This is a genomic window from Marinobacter lipolyticus SM19, from assembly GCF_000397065.2.
GTDB lineage: Bacteria > Pseudomonadota > Gammaproteobacteria > Pseudomonadales > Oleiphilaceae > Marinobacter > Marinobacter lipolyticus.
Genome location: NZ_KE007306.1, coordinates 865,388 through 886,797, shown reverse-complemented (window position 1 = coordinate 886,797; position 21,410 = coordinate 865,388). Strand labels below are relative to the sequence as shown.

At 54.9% G+C, this 21,410-nt stretch carries 24 protein-coding genes; 19 read left to right on the top strand and 5 right to left on the bottom strand.

Annotation, left to right across the window (positions count from 1 at the left end; all coding sequences use genetic code 11):
- The first annotated feature begins 31 nt into the window (after nucleotides 1-31).
- Complete coding sequence (locus tag MARLIPOL_RS04105) at nucleotides 32-472, top strand: DUF4124 domain-containing protein (RefSeq protein ID WP_012136826.1); 441 nt, start codon at nucleotides 32-34, stop codon at nucleotides 470-472.
- 27 nt (nucleotides 473-499) lie between these two features.
- On the opposite strand, the gene MARLIPOL_RS04100 is transcribed toward MARLIPOL_RS04105, so the two are convergent.
- Both MARLIPOL_RS04100 and rhtB read right to left on the bottom strand, forming a co-directional pair.
- Nucleotides 500-1,471: a calcium/sodium antiporter gene (locus MARLIPOL_RS04100; RefSeq protein ID WP_012136825.1), complete on the bottom strand. Its 972-nt coding sequence runs from the start codon at nucleotides 1,469-1,471 to the stop codon at nucleotides 500-502.
- A 90-nt stretch (nucleotides 1,472-1,561) separates the two neighbouring features.
- On the bottom strand, nucleotides 1,562-2,182 hold the full coding sequence (rhtB, locus tag MARLIPOL_RS04095) for a homoserine/homoserine lactone efflux protein (protein WP_012136824.1): 621 nt from the start codon (nucleotides 2,180-2,182) through the stop codon (nucleotides 1,562-1,564).
- 87 nt (nucleotides 2,183-2,269) lie between these two features.
- On the opposite strand from rhtB, the gene MARLIPOL_RS18620 reads away from it, so the two are divergent.
- Nucleotides 2,270-2,425, top strand: a complete 156-nt coding sequence (locus tag MARLIPOL_RS18620) for a hypothetical protein (protein ID WP_012136823.1) — start codon at nucleotides 2,270-2,272, stop codon at nucleotides 2,423-2,425.
- A gap of 55 nt (nucleotides 2,426-2,480) precedes the next feature.
- Complete coding sequence (locus tag MARLIPOL_RS04090; protein WP_012136822.1) at nucleotides 2,481-3,578, top strand: MFS transporter; 1,098 nt, start codon at nucleotides 2,481-2,483, stop codon at nucleotides 3,576-3,578.
- A 40-nt stretch (nucleotides 3,579-3,618) separates the two neighbouring features.
- Here MARLIPOL_RS04090 and MARLIPOL_RS18240 read toward each other — a convergent pair whose 3' ends face one another.
- Nucleotides 3,619-3,789 (bottom strand): DUF3012 domain-containing protein, encoded by a 171-nt coding sequence (locus MARLIPOL_RS18240; RefSeq protein WP_012136821.1) that lies wholly within the window; start codon nucleotides 3,787-3,789, stop codon nucleotides 3,619-3,621.
- Nucleotides 3,790-3,909: 120 nt separating this feature from the next.
- Between MARLIPOL_RS18240 and MARLIPOL_RS04085 the strand changes: the two genes are divergently transcribed.
- Nucleotides 3,910-4,662 (top strand): NYN domain-containing protein, encoded by a 753-nt coding sequence (locus MARLIPOL_RS04085; RefSeq protein ID WP_012136820.1) that lies wholly within the window; start codon nucleotides 3,910-3,912, stop codon nucleotides 4,660-4,662.
- A gap of 62 nt (nucleotides 4,663-4,724) precedes the next feature.
- Here the strand turns inward: MARLIPOL_RS04085 and MARLIPOL_RS04080 are convergent, their stop codons facing one another.
- The gene (locus tag MARLIPOL_RS04080; RefSeq protein WP_012136819.1) at nucleotides 4,725-5,792 is read right to left on the bottom strand and encodes a hypothetical protein; all 1,068 of its coding nucleotides are present in this window, start codon (nucleotides 5,790-5,792) and stop codon (nucleotides 4,725-4,727) included.
- Between the two features lie 285 nt (nucleotides 5,793-6,077).
- A complete protein-coding gene (locus tag MARLIPOL_RS04075) occupies nucleotides 6,078-7,082 on the bottom strand; it encodes an AraC family transcriptional regulator (protein ID WP_012136818.1) in 1,005 nt (334 codons plus the stop codon).
- 320 nt (nucleotides 7,083-7,402) lie between these two features.
- Here MARLIPOL_RS04075 and antA point away from each other — a divergent pair, with 320 nt between their 5' ends.
- The 15 genes from antA (at nucleotide 7,403) to MARLIPOL_RS04000 (ending at nucleotide 21,268) form a co-directional block, all read left to right on the top strand.
- Nucleotides 7,403-8,797 (top strand): anthranilate 1,2-dioxygenase large subunit, encoded by a 1,395-nt coding sequence (gene antA / locus MARLIPOL_RS04070; RefSeq protein WP_012136817.1) that lies wholly within the window; start codon nucleotides 7,403-7,405, stop codon nucleotides 8,795-8,797.
- Between the two features lie 3 nt (nucleotides 8,798-8,800).
- Complete coding sequence (antB, locus tag MARLIPOL_RS04065; RefSeq protein WP_012136816.1) at nucleotides 8,801-9,289, top strand: anthranilate 1,2-dioxygenase small subunit; 489 nt, start codon at nucleotides 8,801-8,803, stop codon at nucleotides 9,287-9,289.
- 100 nt (nucleotides 9,290-9,389) lie between these two features.
- Entirely contained in the window at nucleotides 9,390-10,409 is a 1,020-nt protein-coding gene (gene antC / locus MARLIPOL_RS04060) for an anthranilate 1,2-dioxygenase electron transfer component AntC (RefSeq protein ID WP_012136815.1), read from the top strand.
- Nucleotides 10,378-10,761 (top strand): 2Fe-2S iron-sulfur cluster binding domain-containing protein, encoded by a 384-nt coding sequence (locus tag MARLIPOL_RS04055; RefSeq protein WP_012136814.1) that lies wholly within the window; start codon nucleotides 10,378-10,380, stop codon nucleotides 10,759-10,761. The genes antC and MARLIPOL_RS04055 overlap by 32 nt, the downstream gene beginning before the upstream one ends.
- Nucleotides 10,758-11,681, top strand: coding sequence for a catechol 2,3-dioxygenase (locus MARLIPOL_RS04050; RefSeq protein WP_012136813.1), 924 nt, complete (start codon nucleotides 10,758-10,760; stop codon nucleotides 11,679-11,681). The genes MARLIPOL_RS04055 and MARLIPOL_RS04050 overlap by 4 nt, the downstream gene beginning before the upstream one ends.
- A gap of 88 nt (nucleotides 11,682-11,769) precedes the next feature.
- A complete protein-coding gene (locus tag MARLIPOL_RS04045) occupies nucleotides 11,770-13,230 on the top strand; it encodes a 2-hydroxymuconic semialdehyde dehydrogenase (RefSeq protein ID WP_012136812.1) in 1,461 nt (486 codons plus the stop codon).
- 94 nt (nucleotides 13,231-13,324) lie between these two features.
- Nucleotides 13,325-14,110: a 2-oxopent-4-enoate hydratase gene (gene dmpE / locus MARLIPOL_RS04040; protein WP_012136811.1), complete on the top strand. Its 786-nt coding sequence runs from the start codon at nucleotides 13,325-13,327 to the stop codon at nucleotides 14,108-14,110.
- 19 nt (nucleotides 14,111-14,129) lie between these two features.
- Complete coding sequence (locus tag MARLIPOL_RS04035) at nucleotides 14,130-15,041, top strand: acetaldehyde dehydrogenase (acetylating) (protein WP_012136810.1); 912 nt, start codon at nucleotides 14,130-14,132, stop codon at nucleotides 15,039-15,041.
- A 15-nt stretch (nucleotides 15,042-15,056) separates the two neighbouring features.
- Complete coding sequence (gene dmpG / locus MARLIPOL_RS04030; protein WP_012136809.1) at nucleotides 15,057-16,085, top strand: 4-hydroxy-2-oxovalerate aldolase; 1,029 nt, start codon at nucleotides 15,057-15,059, stop codon at nucleotides 16,083-16,085.
- Nucleotides 16,085-16,876, top strand: a complete 792-nt coding sequence (dmpH, locus tag MARLIPOL_RS04025) for a 2-oxo-3-hexenedioate decarboxylase (RefSeq protein ID WP_012136808.1) — start codon at nucleotides 16,085-16,087, stop codon at nucleotides 16,874-16,876. The genes dmpG and dmpH overlap by 1 nt, the downstream gene beginning before the upstream one ends.
- Nucleotides 16,877-16,925: 49 nt before the next feature.
- On the top strand, nucleotides 16,926-17,117 hold the full coding sequence (locus MARLIPOL_RS04020) for a 2-hydroxymuconate tautomerase (protein WP_012136807.1): 192 nt from the start codon (nucleotides 16,926-16,928) through the stop codon (nucleotides 17,115-17,117).
- A gap of 311 nt (nucleotides 17,118-17,428) precedes the next feature.
- Nucleotides 17,429-18,418 carry a TRAP transporter substrate-binding protein gene (locus MARLIPOL_RS04015; RefSeq protein ID WP_036190333.1) on the top strand — a complete coding sequence of 330 codons (990 nt, stop codon included), beginning with the start codon at nucleotides 17,429-17,431 and terminating at the stop codon, nucleotides 18,416-18,418.
- 62 nt (nucleotides 18,419-18,480) lie between these two features.
- Nucleotides 18,481-19,029 carry a TRAP transporter small permease gene (locus tag MARLIPOL_RS04010; protein ID WP_012136805.1) on the top strand — a complete coding sequence of 183 codons (549 nt, stop codon included), beginning with the start codon at nucleotides 18,481-18,483 and terminating at the stop codon, nucleotides 19,027-19,029.
- The gene (locus MARLIPOL_RS04005) at nucleotides 19,026-20,285 is read left to right on the top strand and encodes a TRAP transporter large permease (protein WP_012136804.1); all 1,260 of its coding nucleotides are present in this window, start codon (nucleotides 19,026-19,028) and stop codon (nucleotides 20,283-20,285) included. Before MARLIPOL_RS04010 ends, MARLIPOL_RS04005 begins: the two co-directional genes overlap by 4 nt.
- Before the next feature lie 38 nt (nucleotides 20,286-20,323).
- Nucleotides 20,324-21,268: a ketopantoate reductase family protein gene (locus MARLIPOL_RS04000; RefSeq protein WP_012136803.1), complete on the top strand. Its 945-nt coding sequence runs from the start codon at nucleotides 20,324-20,326 to the stop codon at nucleotides 21,266-21,268.
- Nucleotides 21,269-21,410 lie beyond the last annotated feature (142 nt).

Below are 21,410 nucleotides of genomic sequence, written 5' to 3'. Positions count from 1 at the left end.
CTAAAACTGAAACCACAGGGAGTGGAATCATATGCCAGGGAGTTTGGCCGCTTTTCTTATTGTTTCATTGTTCGCATCATCGGTGTCAGCTGGTGTTTACACCTGGACGGACGCCGATGGTGTGGTGCACTTCAGTGATAGACAACCGCTGAGTCGTAATCACGATATCGTAACGCTCACCGAACCTTCGGTGGTGCCCATGTCCGAGAACATCGAACAGGGCCGGCGGGTATCCACCATTAACCAACAGGTAAGTCGCAGCCTTGAGCGATCAAGTTCGGATGGGCGTTCTTCGGGCACTGGAAAGAAAGCGGATGCGCGTCACCAGAAAACATGTGATGGATACCGTAAGCGACTGGCCAGAATTCAGCAGCAACTCAGGGCTGGTTACAGTAACGACAGGGGCAATCGCCTGCGGCGTCAGCGCAGGGAAGTGAGTCAGGCCCTCAGCCGTGAATGCCTGTTGCGGTAATGCGCTTCATTATCGGATTCGGGCAGATTACTGCCCGAATGTCGTGGACACCAGATAGGCGGTGTAACCAATAAAGCACGCTATTAACAGAGTGCCTTCTGCTCTGTTGATCCGGCCCGGACCACGAAAGCCATAGCCAATCACGAACAGCGCAAAGGTAAGTCCTGCCATTACCGGAAGGTCCCGCACCAGTACTTCGCCTGCTACCGGCATTGGCGCAATCATACCGGCAATGCCCACCACCGCGAGGGTGTTGAACAGATTGGAACCGAGAATGTTGCCCAGGGCCAGTTCATGCTCACCCTTGCGGGCAGCAATGACAGACGATGCCAGTTCGGGTAATGAGGTTCCAACGGCGACAATGGTCAGGCCGATGATCAGATCGCTTACGCCAAACGCAGTGGCCAGGTCCACCGCACCCCATACCAGAATGCGGGAGCTGATGATCAGCAGGATCAGCCCGGCCACCAACCAGAACACCGCCTTGCGAATGGACATGGCATGCGCGTTCAGCTCTGCGCTCACTTCACCGGCAAGAGGGTCATCCGGTTTTTTCATGCCCGACCAGATGCTCCAGGCAAGCAGTACCGCGAAGGTCAGGAGCAGGCCAATGGCATCCAGCCGACTGAGGGAACCGTCCAGAAGCTGCCATACCGCCAGAAGCGTCACCAGAATAAGAATGGGCAGTTCCTTTCGCATGACCTGGGAATGCACGGTAATGGGAGAAATCACCGCGGTGATGCCCAGAATCAACGCAATATTGGTGATGTTGGATCCATAGGCGTTACCCAGCGCCAGCCCCGGGTTGCCTTGAGAGGCGGCCAGAGCCGAAACCACCATCTCCGGCGCGGAGGTGCCGAAACCAACCACCACCATCCCGATCAGCAGCGGCGGCATGCCAAAATGCCCTGCAGTGATCGCCGAACCCTCAACAAACCGGTCCGCGCTCCAGACCAGCAGGGCGAGACCGGCAAAAATGGCAAGCAAGGCAATGAGCACGGTGGTGAACTCCTGAATCAAGGATGGTGTATTTCACGGCAGGCGCGTGACCAGCGCAATTACACAATCTACCTACATCCGACCGGTAAATCAGCTGCGTTTGAAACTGGCTAAAGCCACCGCTGCGGTCACGAACAGGCCGCCGAACACCCGGTTCATCTGCCGCTGGCGGTAAGGCGTGGTCATAAAACGGAAGAGCTGGCTGGCCAGCAGGGTGTAGCCCAGCATCACCAGACAATCCACCAGAATGAGGGTGGTCCCCATAGTAATCAGTTGCGGACCATGGGGTTGCCCGGCAATCAGGAACTGCGGGAGCAGAGCGACCAGGAAAACCGTGGCCTTGGGGTTGGTCAAATTGACCAGGGCCGATTGCCAGAAACGTTTTTGTCCGCTCATTGTGGGCTGATCGTCTGCCACACTCTCGACCACCGGCTCGCGCCATTTCTGGATGCCCAGCCAGACCAAATAGCCTACTCCCAGCCACTTGATAACCGCCAATGCCCACACGGACGAGGCGACCAGGGCTCCCAGACCTGCGCCAACCAGTAGGATCTGGGCACCATAACCCAGCTGCAGCCCGAGTATGGCAGGCATTGATTGCTTCACGCCATAGCGGAGTCCATTGCTCATGGTATTTACTGCGCCAGCACCCGGTGAAATGCTGATAAGAACCGCCGCCACCAGAAAAGTCAGCCAGAGTGTGAGTGACATCCCTTATAGTCCCTTTGCTGAAGTGTTAATGGAAGGTGCTAAACTTGGCACCGCAAAGCTATGATAGCGCCAACCGGAGAAATCACCATGGCTAAAAAACGGGCAAAGCCCACACAACACAGCGCTGTGCAGCGCGAACTGAGAACCCCGAAGTATCACATGCGGGTGGTGGAAGACAAAAGCAAGTACAAGCGCAAGCGTGACAAGGCGGTGAGAATCGAGGATTTCCGCAAAGCTGCCTGATGGGTGGTTTTACGGAAATCCTTGATTCTCCTTCCCGCAGAGCGCTCACGTTTTTATGCCCCAGATTCAGTTGGCGATTCTATTGGGAATGACGGTCGCACTGGGACCGTTGGCACTGGACGCCTACCTGCCAGCCTTTCCGGACATCTCTGATGGCCTGGGCGCCTCCGACGGACAGATTGGGTTAACCCTCAGTGCCTACGTCGGCGCATTGGGGCTGGCGCAACTGGTTGGCGGGCCGTTATCCGATCGTTATGGTCGCCAGCAGGTCCTGTTGGGCGGGCTCTCCATATTTGGTGCAGCGGCCCTGATGGTTGCCCATGCCGACACGATTGGTCAGATGTTGTTCTGGCGGGTAGTCCAGGGTATTGGCGGTGCTTTCTGCGCAGTATCGGTTACGGCGATTGTCCGGGATCAGAGCCAGGGTTCCGAGGCGGCCCGATTGTTCGGGCTCATCGGGTTAATCATGTTTATCGCCCCGGCGCTTGCGCCCTCCATAGGATCATTGCTGCTGACCATCAGTGACTGGCCGGCCATCTTCCTGATGCTGACGGGGTACGCGATGGTGCTGGCGGTCATCCTGCATTTCGCGTTGTTCCGGCGCCTGCAGGCGCTGTGTTTCAGCGCCATGCTGGTGTTCATTACCCATGCGTCCTTCATTTACCAGGAGTGGTTTGGATTATCCAAAGCCATGTTCTCAGGCCTGTTCGCCGCCAACATCGGAGCCATGGCCTGTGTTAACCTGTTGAACCGCCGGCTTCTGAATCGTTTTGAGTCCGTCGATATTCTCAGGATGTCGGTTCTTCTGCAGACCATCGCAATTATCGCACTGGTACTTTGCGCTTGGGCCGCGGCTCCTTATTGGGCTGTCGCAGCCTGCATAATCGTTGCCGTGGCCTTCATGGGCGCCATCGTGCCCAACAACATGGCCAACGCCCTGGAGTTCTTCCCGCACCTGGGCGGCACGGCAGCTGCCTTGCTGGGCGCTGCGCAATTCACCATCGCCGGCGCCATCAGTGCGATATCAGCCACGCTCAGCGGCGGTTCACTGCTGCCCATCGTGCTGACCATGGCCGTTTGTGTGTCAGGAGCTGCGGTTCTTGCAGCAGGCGCGCCGCGGGCAGTTCGGCGGGAATTGGCCTTGTCGCGGTAATGTCCGAATACGCCCGCTGTCACACGGGCGGTACAAACTCTTAACGGAAAATGCAGTGCTTGGCAAAATCGCCAGCTTCGTTCGTCGTCCAGTCTCCCTTCGGCTTATCTTCCATATCCACGCACCAGGCTTCACTGCCGACCTCCGGGCTGCAGGCGGTCAGGATGAATATTGCGGTGACTGCGGCAAATGCCTTCAAGGCTGTTGTCATGGGAACTCCCCCTGTTGAAAAGGCGGCATTATGGCAATTTCCGAGGCAGGATGGGAGAGTCTTTCCCCTGAAGACGTGTATGCTCAATGTCTGGAATACAACAACAAAGGAAGGGTGCCGTTGAAAGATCTTGAACAGCATAAAAAGATTGCCGTATTGATCGATGCTGACAACGCCCAGTTGTCGAAATTGCCGTTGATCATTGAGGAGCTGTCCTCTCATGGGCATGTGGTTGTGAAACGGGCTTATGGCGATTGGTCGGTGGACAGTCTCAAGAACTGGAAGACCGTGCTCAATGAACTGGCCATCCAGCCTATCCAGCAGTTCGCCTACACCAAGGGCAAGAACGCGACCGATGCATCCATGATCATTGATGCCATGGACCTCCTTTATTCCTCCAAGTTCGACGCTTTTGCTCTTGTTTCCAGCGACAGCGACTTCACCAAGCTGGCGTCCCGGCTGAGGGAGTCCGAGATCTATGTATTCGGGTTTGGCGAGAAGAAGACCCCGGTTTCGTTCCGCAGTGCCTGTGATGACTTTTTGTTTACGGAAAACCTGGAGTATCCGGAGGAAGTGGCGCCAGATGAAACGGCCAAAACCGAAAAAGAAACCCCTAAAAAGAAATCTGAAAAGCTCCCTGAGGAAGTGGCGCTGCTCAAACGAGCCTGGGAACAAACCCAGGACGATCAGGGATGGGCGACTTTGTCCGCAGCCGGCTCATTCCTCAAGCGCACCCGCCCGGATTTCGATCCCAGGACCTATGGAGCCAAGAAGTTTTCTGATTTGTTGGTCGCGAGATCCGAGTATTTTTCGGTCAAGAAGGGCGCTGACGGGCAGGGGTATCGGGCGTATAAGCCCATAGGTCAGAAGTAAGAGGATTCCATAAACAACAAAGCCCACACAAGGCGGGCTTTGTTCCCAGTATCTTCCTTTTGTCAGAAGCTATATTTTGCCATCAGTTCGACCTGCTGTCCGGCAGGACGGGTCGAATGAGTTGCAACATTCTGGTCGCGCCACTCGACACCAAAATCCAGTCCGGGCAGATAGGTATAAACCAGATTTACGTGAGTCAGTTCAAGGGTATCTTCTGTCCCGGGAGTGGTCTCATCGGCCTTGATTTGGGAATAGCGGACAGCTCCGCGGAGGTTGTCCATAAATTTATGGGATATCCCGCCGACGAGTCCGGTTGTTTTGATGAGCTCGCCATCGGCATTTGCGTCGACAGCCGGCCTGAGGGCTGGATGCCAGGCACCGCCAAAGCCGAAGCCCGAGTATACGCCCTGTCCTTCGCCCGTGTAGCCGTTAAGGTGCAGCGTGGTGTTACCAATACTGTATTTCCCGGCCAGTAATACTGCGCCACCAAACTCTGAATCCGAAGAGTCGTTAGTCACATTACTTTTGGCGACATCACGCCCGGTCACGGCAACACTGATTGCGCTGCCTTTTTCAAACTTTTTGGCATAATTTATGACGAAATCCGGGTAGCCCGCCTCTGCGTTTATCGGATCCTGCATCGTGAATTTAAAGTCGCCCATGTTATATCGCACCACAAGATCTGGACGAACAACCCCACCATTGCCGCCGGCATTCCCCCGGCCTGCGTTAAAAAAGTCGAGGTGTGGTGCGTCATATGGCACAACAGCAAGGAATTGCCCGCTCCAGGTCTGACCGATTGTCAGGTCGTCCACCTGTAAAAAAGCATGACGAACGCGCCAGTCATAGGTAGTGCCAGAGGCATTGCTTCCATAAAAATCGCCTTCGAAGAATCCACTCACTTTATGGTCTCCGATGTCTTTGGAAGCCTTGAAGTTGAGTCTGGACTGCCGGATAGAACCCAGGAATTTGCTGTCATCCTCGTCAGGATTGGAAAAAATCCCTTCAGCTTTAATGTAGCCCCCAATGTTGAACTTTGCGCCATTGAGCTCACCCAGATCCACTGCCAGTGAATGGGATGATGCGGATGCCATCGCGAACGCCAGGAGAAGTTTCTTTGTTTTTGTCATCTGTACTGAGCCTCGGTTTGTTTGATGTTGTTCCTCAAGCAGGGCTCAGTATTCCAACCGTTAGCATTGTCATCTATCCGGATTATCCAGCTTGATTATCCGGAAATTGTCGAGATTTGGTGAGTTAGGGAATAACCGTTGGATGGCGGTAAGTTGCGGCGAGTGTTTCAGCGGTTAACGGTCACCTGCCGAGTAGTGAATCGGCGGGTGACTTTGAGTCGGAAGCAGTAACGTTGCAGAGATTCATTTGCCAGAAGCCGACCGGAAATCATTCGGTGTCGGCACTTATATGTTCGGCTTGGTTCTTTGCAATGTCTCGGAGGGGGATTCGTTAAACTGTTTCTTATAGTCGGCGGAAAACCGGCCCAAGTGATTGAAGCCCCAATTCATTGCGATACCTGAAATGTTTTCGTAAGCCCTGTCCTCAAGAATATCCTGCCTGACACCTTCCAGGCGTATACGTTTCAAGTAGGCGGTTGGAGGAGCACCAAAATACTTCTTGAAGTCGGCATAGAGTTTATTGCGAGAAACCCCGGCAGTGCTCTCTATGTCCTCAATGCTGATGTTCTCTCTGGCTTGGTCACGTATGAAGTTGACCGTTTGCGCCAGATAGCATGGCAGTGACTGACAGACAGTCTGGTTAATGGTTTCTGAATAGTTGCTCGGCTGCGACAGCAAGACCCCTTTGATCAGCGCCTGTTCCATGTCCCGAATAAAGTGGGCGCTCGAATAAAGGCTGTCGGCCTTTCTGAGTTCCGATTCGATATGGCGGACGGTTCGCCACCAGGCGCTGGCCCGACCAATTGCCGCTTCCATATGCGGGCTAAAAACCAGGGGAGCCGTGACTTGACGGTGGATCAGTTTTTCCAAGCCTGCTTCCATTGCCTGACGGGAAATCCGCACCAGGAGTTTGCTGCAATCGCCGCTCATTTGAAGGAGGCAGGGTTGAGCTGGCGAGATGATGATGCCATTTGCCCTGTCCGACGCAGCCTGATCGTTTGCAGTCTGTAATTCCTGAGATCCCTTCAGCGGCAAGCTGATGCTGTAGCTGTTCTGAAGGTCATCGATTTCTATCTCTACGTCAGTGCCGTATTCGATCCGTCCAACGGTTGTAGTGGTTGACGAAAGAAAGGTGCCAATGTGACGGAAGCGCACCGCCTTCGAGTTCCGGACCCGCAGAAAATGGGGACCACAAATAGACTCCATCCATGAGCGTGCCGCATCCGTGTCGAGGATGTCGGTTTTAATCCCTTTTGCGCTGTCGCTAACAGAGCTGGGAGTAATCAGCATGAAAAAAGATCCCCGAATTATTGTTGTTTTCGGTATTGGATGATGTCCTGTGCCTCCCTGAGTGGCGGAACCACGCGTAGGCATATTTATAAGCTACGACTTGTCAAGTGCAAAAGTCAACAAACATTAAAAATGCTCTTCGGGTGGCTCAAAATAACCTGGATAGTTTGTGGGAGTGGCAGTGAAAAGGGGATAAAGCTTCAGGAATATCAGGATAGAGCTAATGGCAGAGACTCTGGTTTCATAGATCCATAGGTGCCGCGAAGTAAACAAATAACGGCATCAACCTCAGAAAATGAGAGTGTTTGGAGACTGAAATCATGAGTAATAACAACAAGCAAGAGCTCCTTAACTGGCGCGACAAGATTGAGAGCTGGGTGGACTTTCGCCCGGAAGAGAATGTGTTCAAGGTCGCTCGCGATATGTTTACCGATCGTGAATTGTTTGACCTTGAGATGGAGCTGATTTTCGAAAAAACCTGGATATTCGCCTGTCACGAAAGCCAGATTCCAAATCCGAACGATTTCTTCACCATGCAGGCAGGTCGTCAGCCGATGATCATTAGCCGTGACAGCAAGGGCGAACTGCATGCCCTGGTAAATGCCTGTCAGCATCGTGGCGCAACCCTGACTCGGGTTTGCCGCGGCAACCAGTCCACGTTCACCTGCCCATTCCATGCCTGGTGCTACAAGTCCGATGGCCGTCTTGTAAAGGTCAAGGCTCCAAGTGAATATCCCGAGGATTTTGACAAGTCCAGTCGTGGACTTCGTAAGGCGTTGATAAGCTGCTACAAAGGTTTCGTTTTTATCAATCTGGATGTCGAAAGCGAGCAGAGTCTGGAAGATTATCTGGGCGATGCACGCATCGGCCTGGACATGATGGTGGCCCAGTCCGAGACCGGCGAACTGGAAGTGCTGCCGGGCAGTTCCTCCTACACGTATGACGGTAACTGGAAACTGCAGAACGAAAACGGCCTGGATGGATACCACGTCAGTACCGTTCACTATAACTACGTCGCCACCGTTCAGCATCGGCAGCAGCTTGAAGCGGAGAACAACAATACCGGCAAGAAGGTTCTGGATTACAGCAAACTCGGTGCCGGGGACAAGGAAACCGACGATGGCTGGTTTGCCTTCGAGAATGGCCACACCATCCTGTTCAGTGACATGCCCAACCCTGAGGTGCGACCGGGTTATGCATCGGTGATGCCCCGCCTGATCGAGGAACATGGCGAGGAGCGTGCCCAATGGATGATGCACCGCCTGCGCAACCTCAATCTTTACCCAAGCCTGTTCTTCATGGATCAGATCAGTTCTCAGCTTCGCATCGTCCGTCCAGTGGCCTGGAACAAGACCGAGGTCCACAGCTTCTGCCTGGGCGTGAAGGGGGAGTCCGATGCGGATCGTGAGAACCGCATCCGTCAGTTTGAGGATTTCTTCAACGTCTCCGGGATGGGGACCCCCGACGACCTGGTCGAATTCCGTGAAGCGCAGCGAGGCTTCGAAGGTCGTCGGGCAAAGTGGAATGACATTTCTCGGGGGTGCGAGAAGTGGACCCGCGAGCCCACCGCCAATACTGAAGCCCTCGGTATTCGTCCTGCACTGACCGGGACCGAGTTCACCCATGAGGGTCTGTACGTCAATCAGCATTCGAACTGGCAGCGCTACCTGCTGGCTGGACTGGACGCAAAACTGAACCAGGCAAAGGAGGACTGATCCATGAGCAACGTGATTTCCAGCATCGAGCAGTTCCTCTACCGCCTATCCGAATACTGCGACCGGCAACAGTGGGATGAGTATTTGGCGATGTTCGACGAGGACGCCGAGTTCCACATTCCGCAGTGGGATTCGGAGCATGTCCACACCACCGACCCGAAGCGGGAAATGTCGTTGATGTACTACCCCAGTCGCGCCGGCATCGAGGATCGTGTCTACCGCATTCGCACCGGAAAATCGGCGGCCTGTACGCCGATGCCACGGACCTTGCACCTGATTAACAACGTCCAGGCGGACGAACAGGAAGACGGTACCTACCTGGCGAAAGTGAACTGGGTGACTCATTACTTCCGTTTCGGCGAGTCCGAGCTGTTCTTCGGTCGCGCCGAATATCGCCTGCGCCCGGATGGGGACAGTTGGAGGATCTGTCGCAAGCAGGCAATTCTGCTGAACGACAAGATCCGCCACGTTCTGGATTTCTATCACGTTTAACGGGAAGAGGGCGCTTTCAGAACGCCCTCGTTCTTTGAGGACAGCGATCGTAACGGCAAGGAAGCCGGTCAGATCCCCAGTGATATAGCAGAGAAAGCTTATGAACAAAGTAGCCTTGAGTTTCAGTGACGGCCGGACCCACTTCATCGGCGTCAAGTTTGGAGAGACCGTACTCGATGCGGCGCTGCGTCAGGGAATCACTATTCCGGTTGACTGCCGCGAAGGCGTCTGCGCCACCTGTAAAGGAACCTGTCAGTCCGGCAGCTACGACCTTGAATATGTCGATGAGGACGCATTGAGCGAAACCGAGCTGGATAAGGGGGCGGTATTGACCTGTCAGATGCGGGTCGACTCCGACTGCGCCATCCGGTTCGATTTCGATTCCACCCTCTGCACCAGTGCAGGGCCGGAGGAGATCGAAGCCATCATCAAAGAGGTCAACGTTGTTTCCGATTCGACCGCCGTGGTCCATATCGACGCCGGCTCCAGGGCCGGGCAACTGGATTTTCTGCCCGGGCAATATGCCCATGTGCAGGTACCCGGCACAGAAGAATGGCGTTCCTACTCCTTTGCCTGCTCTCCCAACGACGGCAATCAACTCCAGTTCCTGATTCGGCTGCTGCCGCAGGGTGTCATGAGTGATTACCTGCGGGACCGGGCCAAGCCAGGCGACAGAATGCGCCTCAAGGCTCCTCTCGGCGCTTTCTACCTGCACAAGATTTCTCGCCCGTTGATCCTGGTCGCAGGTGGCACCGGACTGGCAGCGTTTCTCGGCATGCTTGATGAAATGGCGGCGGCCCCATCACGTAGCAACCAGCCGGTCACGCTGTTCTATGGCGTAACCCAGGTTGCTGACCTTTGCGAGATGGAGCGTATTCAGGGCTATGCCGAGAAGCTTCCGAATTTCAGCTACCACAGCATTGTGATGAAGGAAAACGATGATTGGCAGGGGCCTGTCGGTGTGGTGACTGATCTGTTCGAAGAGCATCACTTCAACGGAGGCGAAATCGATGCCTACTTGTGTGGCCCGCCTCCGATGGTAGATGCGGTCAAGGGCTGGCTGGATCAGCGAGAGATGAGCAACAGCGATGTCCATTACGAAAAATTCTCAGCCAGCTGATCCGGCACCGTTGAAGCGTTTCCGGGTTTGGGTCGCCAACCGGCAGCAGAGTTTCACCGTGACTTCGGATCAGAGCCTGTTGGCTGCCATGGAGCAGTCCGGGGCTCAAGCGATTGATGTCGGTTGTCGCTGCGGTGGGTGTGGCCGGTGCCGGATACAGGTACTGCATGGTCAATATGAGAGCAAGCGAATGAGTAGGGCGCATGTCAGCGAGCACGATGAGGCCCAGGGTCTTGTCCTGGCATGCAGGATACTTGCCCGGAGTGACTTGGTGATCGAATCCGATCAATTTCAGGATCCACGGCAAGCAACCGTCGAGCCGAACAATAACAATGAGGAGTGCAAGCAATGAGAAAAGGTGTGATGAGACCTGGTCACGTCCAGATTCGCGTTCTGGACATTGAAGAAGCCCTGGAACACTACCGCGATCTGATGGGGTTGATTGAGGTCGAGACTGACAGTCAGGGCCGTGTCTATCTGAAGGGCTGGACCGAAGTGGACAAGTTCTCCGTGGTGCTGCGCGAAGCGGATGCTCCGGGAATGGACTTCATGGCCTTCAAGGTGCTGAACAACCAGATACTGGAACAGTTGGAAGGGGAGCTGATCGAGTATGGTTGCGACGTAGAGAAAATTCCCGCAGGAGAACTCAGTGGTTGTGGCCGCCGTATTCGTTTTGTGGCACCCACCGGTCACTCCTTCGAGCTGTTTGCCGAGAAAGAGCAAACCGGTCGCTATGGTATCGGCAATCACAATCCGGAGGCCTGGCCGCGTGACTTGAAGGGCATGAAGGCCCAGCGCTTCGATCACTGCCTGCTGTACGGTGATGACCTCGATGGCACCTATAAGTTGTTCCATGAGGTTCTTGGCTTCGACATCTGTGAGCAAGTCGTCGATCCGGACGGTAATCGTTTGGCTCAGTTCCTGAGTGTGTCGATGAAGGCCCATGACGTTGCCTTTATCAAACACCCGGAGAAGAACAAGTTCCACCACGCCTCGTTCTTCCTGGAAACCTGGGAAGACGTGCTGCGTGCAGGCGACCTGATCTCGATGACTGACACCTCCATCGACATTGGCCCTACCCGCCACGGTATCACCCACGGCCAGACCATCTACTTCTTCGACCCCTCCGGGAACCGTAACGAGGTGTTCTGTGGCGGTGACGCTTTCTATCCAGACCATGCCCCGATTACCTGGGACGCTGACAAGCTGGGCAAAGCGATCTTCTACCACGATCGTCAGCTAAATGAGCGATTCCTGACCGCACTGACGTGATCGTCTGCGCGGGCCTGAACCGGGAGCGGCTGTGTCCCTGCGGTTCAGGCAGGTTTCAACCAACTAGCCATCTGCATGAGAGATTGAAATGAAAGAGTTTAAGCACTTCATCAATGGCGAGTATGTCGGCTCGGCCAGTGGCAAGACCTTCGAGAATCGCAATCCGGTTGATAACAGCCTGATTGGTATGGTTCACGAAGCGGGACAACCGGAAATCGATGCGGCAGTCGCGGCGGCAAGAGCGGCCATGAAAGGTCCCTGGGGCAAGATGACCCAGACTGCCCGCATCGACCTGCTGAACCGGGTTGCTGATCGCATTAACGAGCGCTTCGAAGAGTTCCTGGAGGCCGAGTGCAAGGACACCGGTAAGCCCCGCAAGGTTGCCTCTCACATTGATATTCCACGGGGCGCAGCCAACTTCAAGGCGTTTTCGGAAACCCTGGCCAATCATCCGACCGAAGCGTTCAAGATGGACACGCCGGATGGCCGTGGTGCCCTGAACTACGGTCACCGCAAGCCCAAAGGCGTGATCGCTGTGGTCAGCCCCTGGAACCTGCCGCTGCTACTGATGACCTTCAAAGTGGGTCCAGCCCTGGCCTGCGGCAATACGGTGGTGGTCAAACCCTCGGAAGAAACACCGGCCACTGCGACCCTTCTGGGGGTGGTGATGAATGAATGCGGCGTACCCGCAGGTGTGTATAACGTGGTTCACGGCTATGGGGGCGATTCCGCCGGCGAGTTCCTCACGTCTCATAAGGGCGTGGATGCCATCACTTTCACCGGAGAGACCCGAACCGGCGAGATCATTATGCGTGCCGCATCGGTTGGGCTACGCAATATTTCAATGGAATGTGGCGGCAAGAACCCGGGCATCGTGTTTGCCGACTGTGACATGGATAAAGCGATTGAGGGCACCATGCGCTCTGCATTCGTGAACTGTGGTCAGGTTTGTCTGGGCACCGAGCGTGTTTATGTAGAGCGACCGATCTTCGAGGAGTTTGTCCGGCGCCTGAAAGAGGGGGCGGAGAAGCTGAAGATGGGACGTCCCGAAGACAAAGCGGTCGACTTTGGGCCGCTGGTCAGCCAGGAGCACAAGGAGAAAGTGCTGTCTTATTACCGGCTCGCCGTTGAGGAAGGCGCCACCGTGGTAACCGGTGGGGGCGTACCCGACATGGGGGAAGCACTGAATGCCGGCGCCTGGGTCGAACCCACCATCTGGACCGGTCTGGCCGACGACTCCCGCACCGTAAACGAAGAAATTTTCGGCCCCTGTTGTCACATCCGCCCGTTTGACACCGAAGAAGAAGCGATCGCGCTGGCCAATGACACCGATTATGGCCTGGCGGCAACCATCTGGACAGAAAACACCACCCGTGCCAGTCGCGTCGCGGAGGCGATGGATGTTGGTCTGGCCTGGGTGAACAGTTGGTTCCTGCGAGACCTGCGGACTGCCTTCGGCGGCGCCAAGCAGTCAGGTATCGGGCGGGAGGGGGGCGTGCATGGCCTCGAGTTTTATACCGAACTCAAGAACGTGTGCATAAAGCTGTAGCTATGTGCGATGGGTTGCATACCTGGCCCCAAACCCCGAATTTCATCAGCCCATAGCAGCACGCTGCTATGCAGGCAGAGACGGAATAACGACTATGAATAAAGAAGACATTATCCAGTGTGGTGACCAGTTGTTCGACGCCATGCGTGAACGCACGACGTTACGCCCGTTCACCGAGCGGTTCGCTGATATCACCATCAAAGATGCCTACAACATTTCCCTGCGGATGATCGACCGTCGTGTCGAGACTGGCGAAAAAATCATCGGCAAGAAAATTGGTGTTACCTCCAGGGCCGTGCAGCGGATGCTGGACGTGCACCAGCCGGATTTCGGCTACCTGACCGATCAGATGGCGTTCAACCAGGGCGAGGAGATGCCGATCAGCGAACGGCTGATCCAGCCTAAGGCGGAAGGTGAGATCGCCTTCATCCTGAAAAAAGATTTGATGGGCCCGGGTGTGACTAACGCCGATGTATTGGCTGCCACCGATTGCGTCATTCCCTGCTTTGAAGTGGTCGACTCCCGTATCGAGAACTGGCAGATCCGCATTCAGGACACTGTGGCGGATAACGCTTCCTGCGGCCTGTTCATCCTTGGCGATAAAGCGGTCAACCCGCGCAAGGTGGATCTGGCCACCTGCGGCATGGTGGTGGAGAAAAACGGTTCCGTCATCTCCACCGGAGCAGGCGCAGCAGCATTGGGCAGCCCGGTGAATTGCGTGGCCTGGCTGGCTAACACTCTGGGTGAATTCGGCATTCCGCTAAAAGCCGGAGAGGTGATCCTGTCCGGTTCGCTGGTGCCGTTGGAGCCTGTGAAGGCGGGCGATCATATGAGCGTCAATATCGGCGGCATTGGTTCTGCCTCCGTGCGTTTCGTTTAACTGGTTCAGGGGAATAACAATGAGCAAAAAACTAAAGGCTGCCATCATCGGACCGGGCAACATCGGCACCGATCTGTTGATGAAAATGCAGCGCTCTGAGTGGATTGAGCCTGTCTGGATGGTGGGCATCGATCCGGAATCCGAAGGTCTCAAACGCGCCGGGGAAATGGGAATCAAGACCACCGCAGAAGGTGTGGACGGTTTGTTACCGCATGTACTGGAGGACGATATCCGTGTCGCCTTCGACGCTACCTCCGCATACGTCCATGCCGAAAACAGTCGGAAGTTGAACGAGCTTGGGGTGGTCATGGTTGACCTGACCCCCGCCGCAATTGGTCCTTTCTGTGTACCACCAGTCAATCTGGCGGACCACGCCAAGAACCTGGAAATGAACGTCAATATGGTTACCTGTGGTGGCCAGGCCACCATTCCGATGGTAGCCGCAGTTTCACAGGTTCAGGCAGTGGAATACGGCGAAATCATTGCAACCGTATCTTCCCGTTCCGTGGGGCCGGGAACTCGTAAAAACATCGATGAATTTACTCGTACGACTGCCGGCGCAGTCGAGAAAGTGGGGGGCGCCCAGAAGGGTAAGGCAATCATCATCATTAATCCGGCCGAGCCGCCACTGATTATGCGAGACACCGTCCATTGCCTGGTCGAAGGCGAACCGGATCAGGCGGCAATTACCGAGTCGATCCATGCAATGGTGAAGGAAGTGCAGAAGTACGTACCTGGCTACCGCCTGGTTAATGGGCCCGTATTTGATGGCAAGCGGGTATCCATGTTCATGGAGGTTGAGGGCCTGGGGGACTTCCTGCCGAAGTACGCCGGTAACCTCGATATTATGACCGCTGCTGGCCTGCGGACTGCAGAGATGTTCGCGGAAGAAGCGGCGAATGGCGTCATTACTTTACCAGCGCGTAACTGAGTGGAGGAGCAAACGATGAACCTGAAGGATAAAAAAGTAACGCTCCACGATATGAGTCTGCGGGACGGTATGCACGCCAAGCGTCACCAGATTTCTTTGGAGCAGATGGTGGATGTCGCCACTGGCTTGGACGAGGCGGGCATGCCGCTGATCGAAGTCACTCATGGTGATGGTCTGGGTGGCGCTTCCGTCAACTACGGGTTTCCGGCGCATTCGGATGAGGCGTATCTGGATGCCGTCATTCCGAAAATGAAGAACGCCAAGGTGTCTGCGTTGCTGTTGCCTGGTATCGGAACCGTTGAACATCTGCGCATGGCCAAAGACCTGGGGGTCAACACCATTCGTGTGGCAACCCACTGCACCGAAGCGGACGTATCGGAACAGCACATCGGCCTGTCCGCCAAGCTGGGTATGGACACGGTGGGGTTCCTGATGATGGCGCACATGGCCACGCCGGAGAAGATCCTCGAACAGGCCCGGCTAATGGAGTCGTACGGCGCCAACTGCATTTACTGCACGGATTCTGCCGGGTACATGCTGCCGGATGAAGTAAGCGAAAAAATCGGTCTGTTGCGCGCCGAACTGAATCCAAAAACGGACATCGGTTTTCATGGCCACCACAATATGGGAATGGCGATTGCCAATTCTCTGGCGGCGGTTGATGCGGGCGCGGTCCGAATCGACGGTTCCGTAGCCGGGTTGGGTGCCGGTGCCGGTAACACTCCTCTGGAAGTTTTAGTGGCGGTTCTTGAGCGTATGGGGGCCAAGCACGGTATTGATCTTTACAAGATCATGGATGTGGCAGAGGACCGTGTCGTGCCGCTGATGGATCAGCCAATCCGGGTTGATCGTGACGCGCTGACGCTGGGCTACGCCGGTGTGTACAGCTCCTTCTTGCTGTTCGCCCAGCGTGCCGAAGCGAAGTATGGCATTCAGGCACGTGACATTCTGGTGGAGTTGGGCCGCAGAGGCACGGTGGGCGGCCAGGAAGACATGATCGAAGACCTGGCGTTGACCATGGCAAAAGAGAAAGGGCTGGTGTAATGGGTAATCTGAACAAAGAGCAGATCGAAAAACTGGCGGCGCATCTGGAAAGCGCTGAACTGGAAGCACACGACGTCACCAAGATTACCGACGACTACCCGGAGATGACCTACGAGGATGCGTTTGATATCCAGTGGGAGATCCGTCGCCGCAAGGAAGAGCGGGGTAACAGGATCGTCGGCATGAAGATGGGGCTGACCTCCTGGGCCAAGATGTCCCAGATGGGCGTCGAACAACCGTGCTATGGCTTCCTGGCGGACTACTTTTCCGTGCCTGAAGGTGGCGAGATCAAACGCGATGAGCTGATTCACCCGAAAATCGAGGCCGAATTGGCTTTCGTCACCAAGGCGCCGCTGAAGGGGCCGGGTGTGCATATCGGTGATGTGTTGCGTGCCACCGATTTCGTGTTGCCGGCGGTGGAAGTCATCGATTCTCGCTACCGTGACTTCAAGTTTGATCTCAAGAGTGTGATTGCCGACAACTCTTCCTCTTCCCGATTCATCACCGGCGGCCGCATGGCGGATGTCGCCGACCTGGACCTGAAGAGTCTGGGCGTGGTGATGGAAGTAAATGGGGAAGTGGTCGAGGTTGGTGCTGGTGCCGCAGTTCTGGGGCACCCGGCCGCCTCTGTGGCGATGTTGGCGAACATGCTGGGGGAGCGTGGAGAAGAACTACCCGCGGGCTCTTTCATCATGATCGGTGCAATTACAGCTGCTGTGCAGATGAACAAGGGGGATTCCTTCTGCGTACGTTACCAGGACCTGGGGACCATCTCTGGCAAGTTCGTCTGACGGTGTGAGCGGGATACACCTTGGCTTTATTCATAGAGGAGTGGCGGTTATGCCAATTGCACAGATCAATATCATGGAGGGCCGCAGCGACGAACAAAAGGAAGCGCTGATTGTGGAGGTTACTGCAGCAATTAGCCGCGCGTTGGATGCGCCTGAACAGAACATTCGAGTGTTAATTCAGGAGCTTCCCAGGCAGAACTGGGGAATTGCAGGCCAGTCAGCAAAGAAGCTTGGGCGATAGCGATCGAGTTAAGTCGAAAGTTGTGCTCTCTTGGCCCCTTTCGGGGCCTTTTTTGTGTCCGGCGTCGCTGTTCTGTCGCGGATAAGCTACTTTGAAACGCCCTATTTCCTTCTGGTTAAAGGCATTTTCCGGGCAAAGAATAAGTGGATAGAGGAAGTGGATTATCAGGATAGTCCTGCTGCACAGACTTCTGTTTGAATGAAGGTCGGCTAACCACCGAATGGTTAATGGGAAGAGACGGTTGGCCAGGCCAGTGCTGTCCTCTTCCTGAAAAGTCACATAGTAAGAAAACAAAAACAATGGAGTTCACGATGATACCAATTAAACGTTTGTTCCTGTCTGTGACCACATCCGCGGCCCTTCTGGCTGGAGGTGTCACTGCTGAGGCTCGTGATTTCCGGCTTGGCCTGATCACACCACCGCCCCACATCTGGACGCAGGCCGCGAATGATTTTGCTACTGAACTGAACGAGAAATCCGACGGTGAGCACCGCGTATCTGTTTTCCCTGCGCAGCAATTGGGTAATGAGGCTCAGATGGTGCAGCAGTTGCAGACTGGCGCGCTGGATATGGCGTTTCTGACCATCGCGGAAATGTCCAATCGAGTTCCGGATTTCGGTGCTCTTTATACGCCTTACCTGGTTGAGGATATCGATCAGGCTGCGGCTCTGTTGCGATCGGATGCGGCAAGTAAACTATTGGATCAACTTCCAGGCGGAGTGGGAGTGGTTGGCATTGGCTACGGTATGGCTGGCATGCGGCAAGTATTGAGTCGTGAATCGGTCGACGGGCCTGTTGACCTTGAAGGAAAGAAGCTGCGTATTACGCCGTTCGAGCCGATCCGCGATTTTTATAATGTCGTTGGCGCAGCGCCGACACCACTTCCTCTGCCGGGCGTATACGATGCCCTTGCCAATGGGCAGGTCGACGCCATCGACATGGACTTCGACTCCATCCTGATTCTGAAGTTCTACGAACGTGCCGACAACCTGCTGATTTCCAATCACATGATGTTTCCCATGGTCGGTGTCGTCTCAGGGCGCGTCTGGCGACAGCTCAGTGATGAGGATAAGAGCCTGATTCAGACGACGATGAAGACTCATCTGGATAGCGTGATAGATCGTTTTCAAGCCCAGGAGAAGGATCAGGAACGGCAACTGCGTGAGCTGAATATCAATATCAGCGAAGCTGATCGGAGCATGTTCTCTGAAGCCATTGAAAGCTGGGAAAGTATCTGGTCTGAGAAGGCTCCGGCATTGGACTCGCTTCGCCAGGCTGCGGGTGAGCTCAAGGGTAGCTGAGGCCTCAGTCAAAATGAAAATAGCCCTGGCGCCAAACGGCGCCGGGGTAATAGGGGGACCTCATGCTGAAAGCCGTTTCGGATCTCATTTCTCGTGTGGAGGTTGCTATAGCAGCCTTTATGGCAGGCGCGGTCACGCTGCTGATTCTATTGAATATCGCCACTCGCTCTGCTGGCTATGCCATTTACTGGGTCGACGAGCTGGCCATCTACTGCATGATATGGATGACCTTTCTTACAACATCGGTGTTGTTAAAAAGACGGCAAAGTGTCGCTGTTACAATCCTCACCGATCTGTTTAAAGGGACTACCCGTTATGTCCTCGCTGTTTTCAGCGATTTGATGGTGTTGGTATTCGCGTTGCTGCTGGCCTGGCTGTGCTGGCGGTGGTATGACCCGGTAGCACTCTATCAGGCCGGCTTTGATTTTCAGACGTTTCAGTCTGAAACCTTCAATTTCATGTATGCGGAGAACACCAATACTCTGGGCGTGAAAAAATTCTGGGTCTGGATTGCCTTGCCTGTATTCTCTTTTTCCCTCTCCTTGCATGCCTTCAGTAATCTTTTTGACAAGCAGCGGTTTTCAGATAAACCGGCGGGAGAATCGGAATGACGTTTGTCGTATTTCTCGGCCTCTTATTCCTGGCAGTGCCGATATCATTGGTGTTGGCACTGACCGCACTCTGGTATATCTATGACTCCGGCAATGCAGTATTGCTGGATTCCTATCCCCAACAACTGTTTGGCGCTATAGAAAGTTACGGCCTGCTCGCCATTCCCTTGTTCATGTTGGCCGGGGAGTTGATGAACGAAGGCGGATTAACTGCCCGGTTGATAAACCTGGCTCGTATTATGGTTGGTGGGTTCCGGGGCGGTCTGGCCTACATCAATCTGGTCGCCAACATGATGATGGCGGCAATAATGGGATCGGCCGCATCGCAGATTGCTATCATGTCGCGCGCGATGGTGCCGGCAATGGAAAAAGAGGGATATGACAAACCTTACTCTGCGGCGATCACGGCGGCAGGGGGGCTGCTGTCACCGATTATTCCGCCATCGATGCTGTTTGTGCTGTTCGGGGTGCTGGCTCAGGTGCCGATTGCCGAGATGTTTATCGCAGGTATTATTCCGGGGCTGATCATGGCTTTCCTGTTCTTTCTCGCGATCAGCCTGATGGGATTGGTATACCAGTACCCGAAAGGGGAGTGGCCGAGCCGTCAGCAGGCAAAGGAATATATCCTGATGGGCCTGCCGGCGGGCCTGATTCCGTTGATTATTATTGGTGGGATACTCACCGGGCTGGCAACCCCCACTGAATCCGCAGCACTGGCCTCGCTTGGGGCTCTACTGATTGGCAGATACGTTTACAAGGATCTTCAGTTTTCACATCTCTTCGAGATTCTAAAGCGTACGGCCTTCAACTCCGGCATGGTGATTATGTTGATTGCTGCAGCGGGTGTTTTTGGCTGGGTGATCATATTTGAAGAAATCCCGCAGAGTGCCGCAGCCTGGATCGCTATCCAGACCGCTGATCCATTCATGTTCCTGTTGATGGTCGTTGGTATCCTGTTGCTGGTTGGAATGGTTATTGATGGCATTGCCGCGCTGATTCTGGTGGTTCCGATACTGCTGCCCATCGCCCAGACCCAGTTCGGGATCAGTCCCTATCAGTTTGGTGTGGTGGTATGTCTTACTCTGGTTCTGGGCTTGCTGACACCGCCAGTGGGGGCTGGACTCTTTATCGCCTCAACCATGACGGGCTCGCCGCCAATGGCTATTTTCCGGGCGCTGATTCCGTTTCTGCTAGCAACCTTGTTGACGCTCGTATTGCTCAGCTGGAACGCCGAACTGGTACTTATGCTCGTTTAGCCGCTGCCGTTGCTACGATTTCAACTAGAGATGCTGTTATGAGTCTGACACTCCTGATCATCGGTGCCGGTGGTATTGGTGGTTACTACGCTGCTCGCTTGCTGAGCGCTGGCCATGAGGTGGTGCTGACAGCACGGGGGGAACACTTGAAGGCTATTCAGGGACGCGGCCTGAGAGTGGATTACGAAGGCGGCCAGTTTCACCATCCGGTGAAGGCCTATAATCATGAAGACTTGGTTAGAGCCTTCTACCCGGATCATTTTGACCTGGTTCTGATAGCTCTGAAATCGACTGCTACGGAATCGGTGATGGATGAACTGGCGGGCTGGCTTGAAACTGGTGCCGTGCCTGTCCTGTCTCTGCAAAACGGCGTAGATAATGAACTACTGATTGCTGATGTGATCGGAACGCAAAGGGTTCTGGGCGGGCTCGCTGTTCGTATTGGTGGGCACATTGTTGCACCCGGTGTGGTTACAGCGGAGGGTGTGGCGCAGATTGTCATGGGGGCGTGGCCCTACGTCGCTCCCGACGACGACCCGAGGACCACCCTTCTACAGCGTCTGGAACAGGCGTTCTGCGACGCAGGCATTCCCTCCATCGTCAGCGCGGATATTCGCCGGGAGCTATGGCGAAAGTTGGTGATCAACAATGGGGTTAACCCGCTGTCCGCTCTGACCGGTCTGGATACCCGAACACTGACTCATCATCCCGAGTTAAGCCGGATTGTTTATGGCATGATGGCCGAGACGGTGCAGAGCGCCAAAGCCGATGGAGTTAATCTTGTCCGAAAAGATCTCGATGAGATGTTCGACCTGATCAGCAATTTCAACGCGATCAAAACGTCAATGCTGGTCGACAGAGAAAAGGGCAGGCCGCTGGAACTGGACAGCATATCGGGTGCTGTTCTCCGGCGTTGTCGCGTCCTTGGTATTGAGGCTCCCTACACAGCCACCGTCCATACCCTCCTATCCCTGGCAGGGTAAGGTTAGCCCTGACTGCCCTACATTTCCCATTGGCGACAACCCCTTTTCAGCCAAGCTGAAAGCCTTTAAGGAGTTTGGTGCCGGTGAAAAGTTCTGTGTATCAAATGCTTGGGGTAAACCGAGTAGATCTTATTTGATTGTC

Bases quoted from the DNA above. Each gene is read 5' to 3' on its own strand.
- MARLIPOL_RS04020 (WP_012136807.1), top strand. From the start codon at position 16,926: ATGCCAATTGCACAGATCAATATCATGGAGGGCCGCAGCGACGAACAA.
- MARLIPOL_RS04075 (WP_012136818.1), bottom strand. From the start codon at position 7,082: ATGCTGATTACTCCCAGCTCTGTTAGCGACAGCGCAAAAGGGATTAAA.
- antA (WP_012136817.1), top strand. From the start codon at position 7,403: ATGAGTAATAACAACAAGCAAGAGCTCCTTAACTGGCGCGACAAGATT.
- MARLIPOL_RS04055 (WP_012136814.1), top strand. From the start codon at position 10,378: ATGTCCATTACGAAAAATTCTCAGCCAGCTGATCCGGCACCGTTGAAG.
- antB (WP_012136816.1), top strand. From the start codon at position 8,801: ATGAGCAACGTGATTTCCAGCATCGAGCAGTTCCTCTACCGCCTATCC.
- MARLIPOL_RS04090 (WP_012136822.1), top strand. From the start codon at position 2,481: ATGCCCCAGATTCAGTTGGCGATTCTATTGGGAATGACGGTCGCACTG.
- dmpH (WP_012136808.1), top strand. From the start codon at position 16,085: ATGGGTAATCTGAACAAAGAGCAGATCGAAAAACTGGCGGCGCATCTG.
- MARLIPOL_RS18240 (WP_012136821.1), bottom strand. From the start codon at position 3,789: ATGACAACAGCCTTGAAGGCATTTGCCGCAGTCACCGCAATATTCATC.
- MARLIPOL_RS18620 (WP_012136823.1), top strand. From the start codon at position 2,270: ATGGCTAAAAAACGGGCAAAGCCCACACAACACAGCGCTGTGCAGCGC.
- antC (WP_012136815.1), top strand. From the start codon at position 9,390: ATGAACAAAGTAGCCTTGAGTTTCAGTGACGGCCGGACCCACTTCATC.
- MARLIPOL_RS04045 (WP_012136812.1), top strand. From the start codon at position 11,770: ATGAAAGAGTTTAAGCACTTCATCAATGGCGAGTATGTCGGCTCGGCC.
- MARLIPOL_RS04105 (WP_012136826.1), top strand. From the start codon at position 32: ATGCCAGGGAGTTTGGCCGCTTTTCTTATTGTTTCATTGTTCGCATCA.
- dmpG (WP_012136809.1), top strand. From the start codon at position 15,057: ATGAACCTGAAGGATAAAAAAGTAACGCTCCACGATATGAGTCTGCGG.
- MARLIPOL_RS04050 (WP_012136813.1), top strand. From the start codon at position 10,758: ATGAGAAAAGGTGTGATGAGACCTGGTCACGTCCAGATTCGCGTTCTG.
- MARLIPOL_RS04035 (WP_012136810.1), top strand. From the start codon at position 14,130: ATGAGCAAAAAACTAAAGGCTGCCATCATCGGACCGGGCAACATCGGC.
- MARLIPOL_RS04010 (WP_012136805.1), top strand. From the start codon at position 18,481: ATGCTGAAAGCCGTTTCGGATCTCATTTCTCGTGTGGAGGTTGCTATA.
- MARLIPOL_RS04000 (WP_012136803.1), top strand. From the start codon at position 20,324: ATGAGTCTGACACTCCTGATCATCGGTGCCGGTGGTATTGGTGGTTAC.
- MARLIPOL_RS04015 (WP_036190333.1), top strand. From the start codon at position 17,429: ATGATACCAATTAAACGTTTGTTCCTGTCTGTGACCACATCCGCGGCC.
- dmpE (WP_012136811.1), top strand. From the start codon at position 13,325: ATGAATAAAGAAGACATTATCCAGTGTGGTGACCAGTTGTTCGACGCC.
- rhtB (WP_012136824.1), bottom strand. From the start codon at position 2,182: ATGTCACTCACACTCTGGCTGACTTTTCTGGTGGCGGCGGTTCTTATC.
- MARLIPOL_RS04005 (WP_012136804.1), top strand. From the start codon at position 19,026: ATGACGTTTGTCGTATTTCTCGGCCTCTTATTCCTGGCAGTGCCGATA.
- MARLIPOL_RS04080 (WP_012136819.1), bottom strand. From the start codon at position 5,792: ATGACAAAAACAAAGAAACTTCTCCTGGCGTTCGCGATGGCATCCGCA.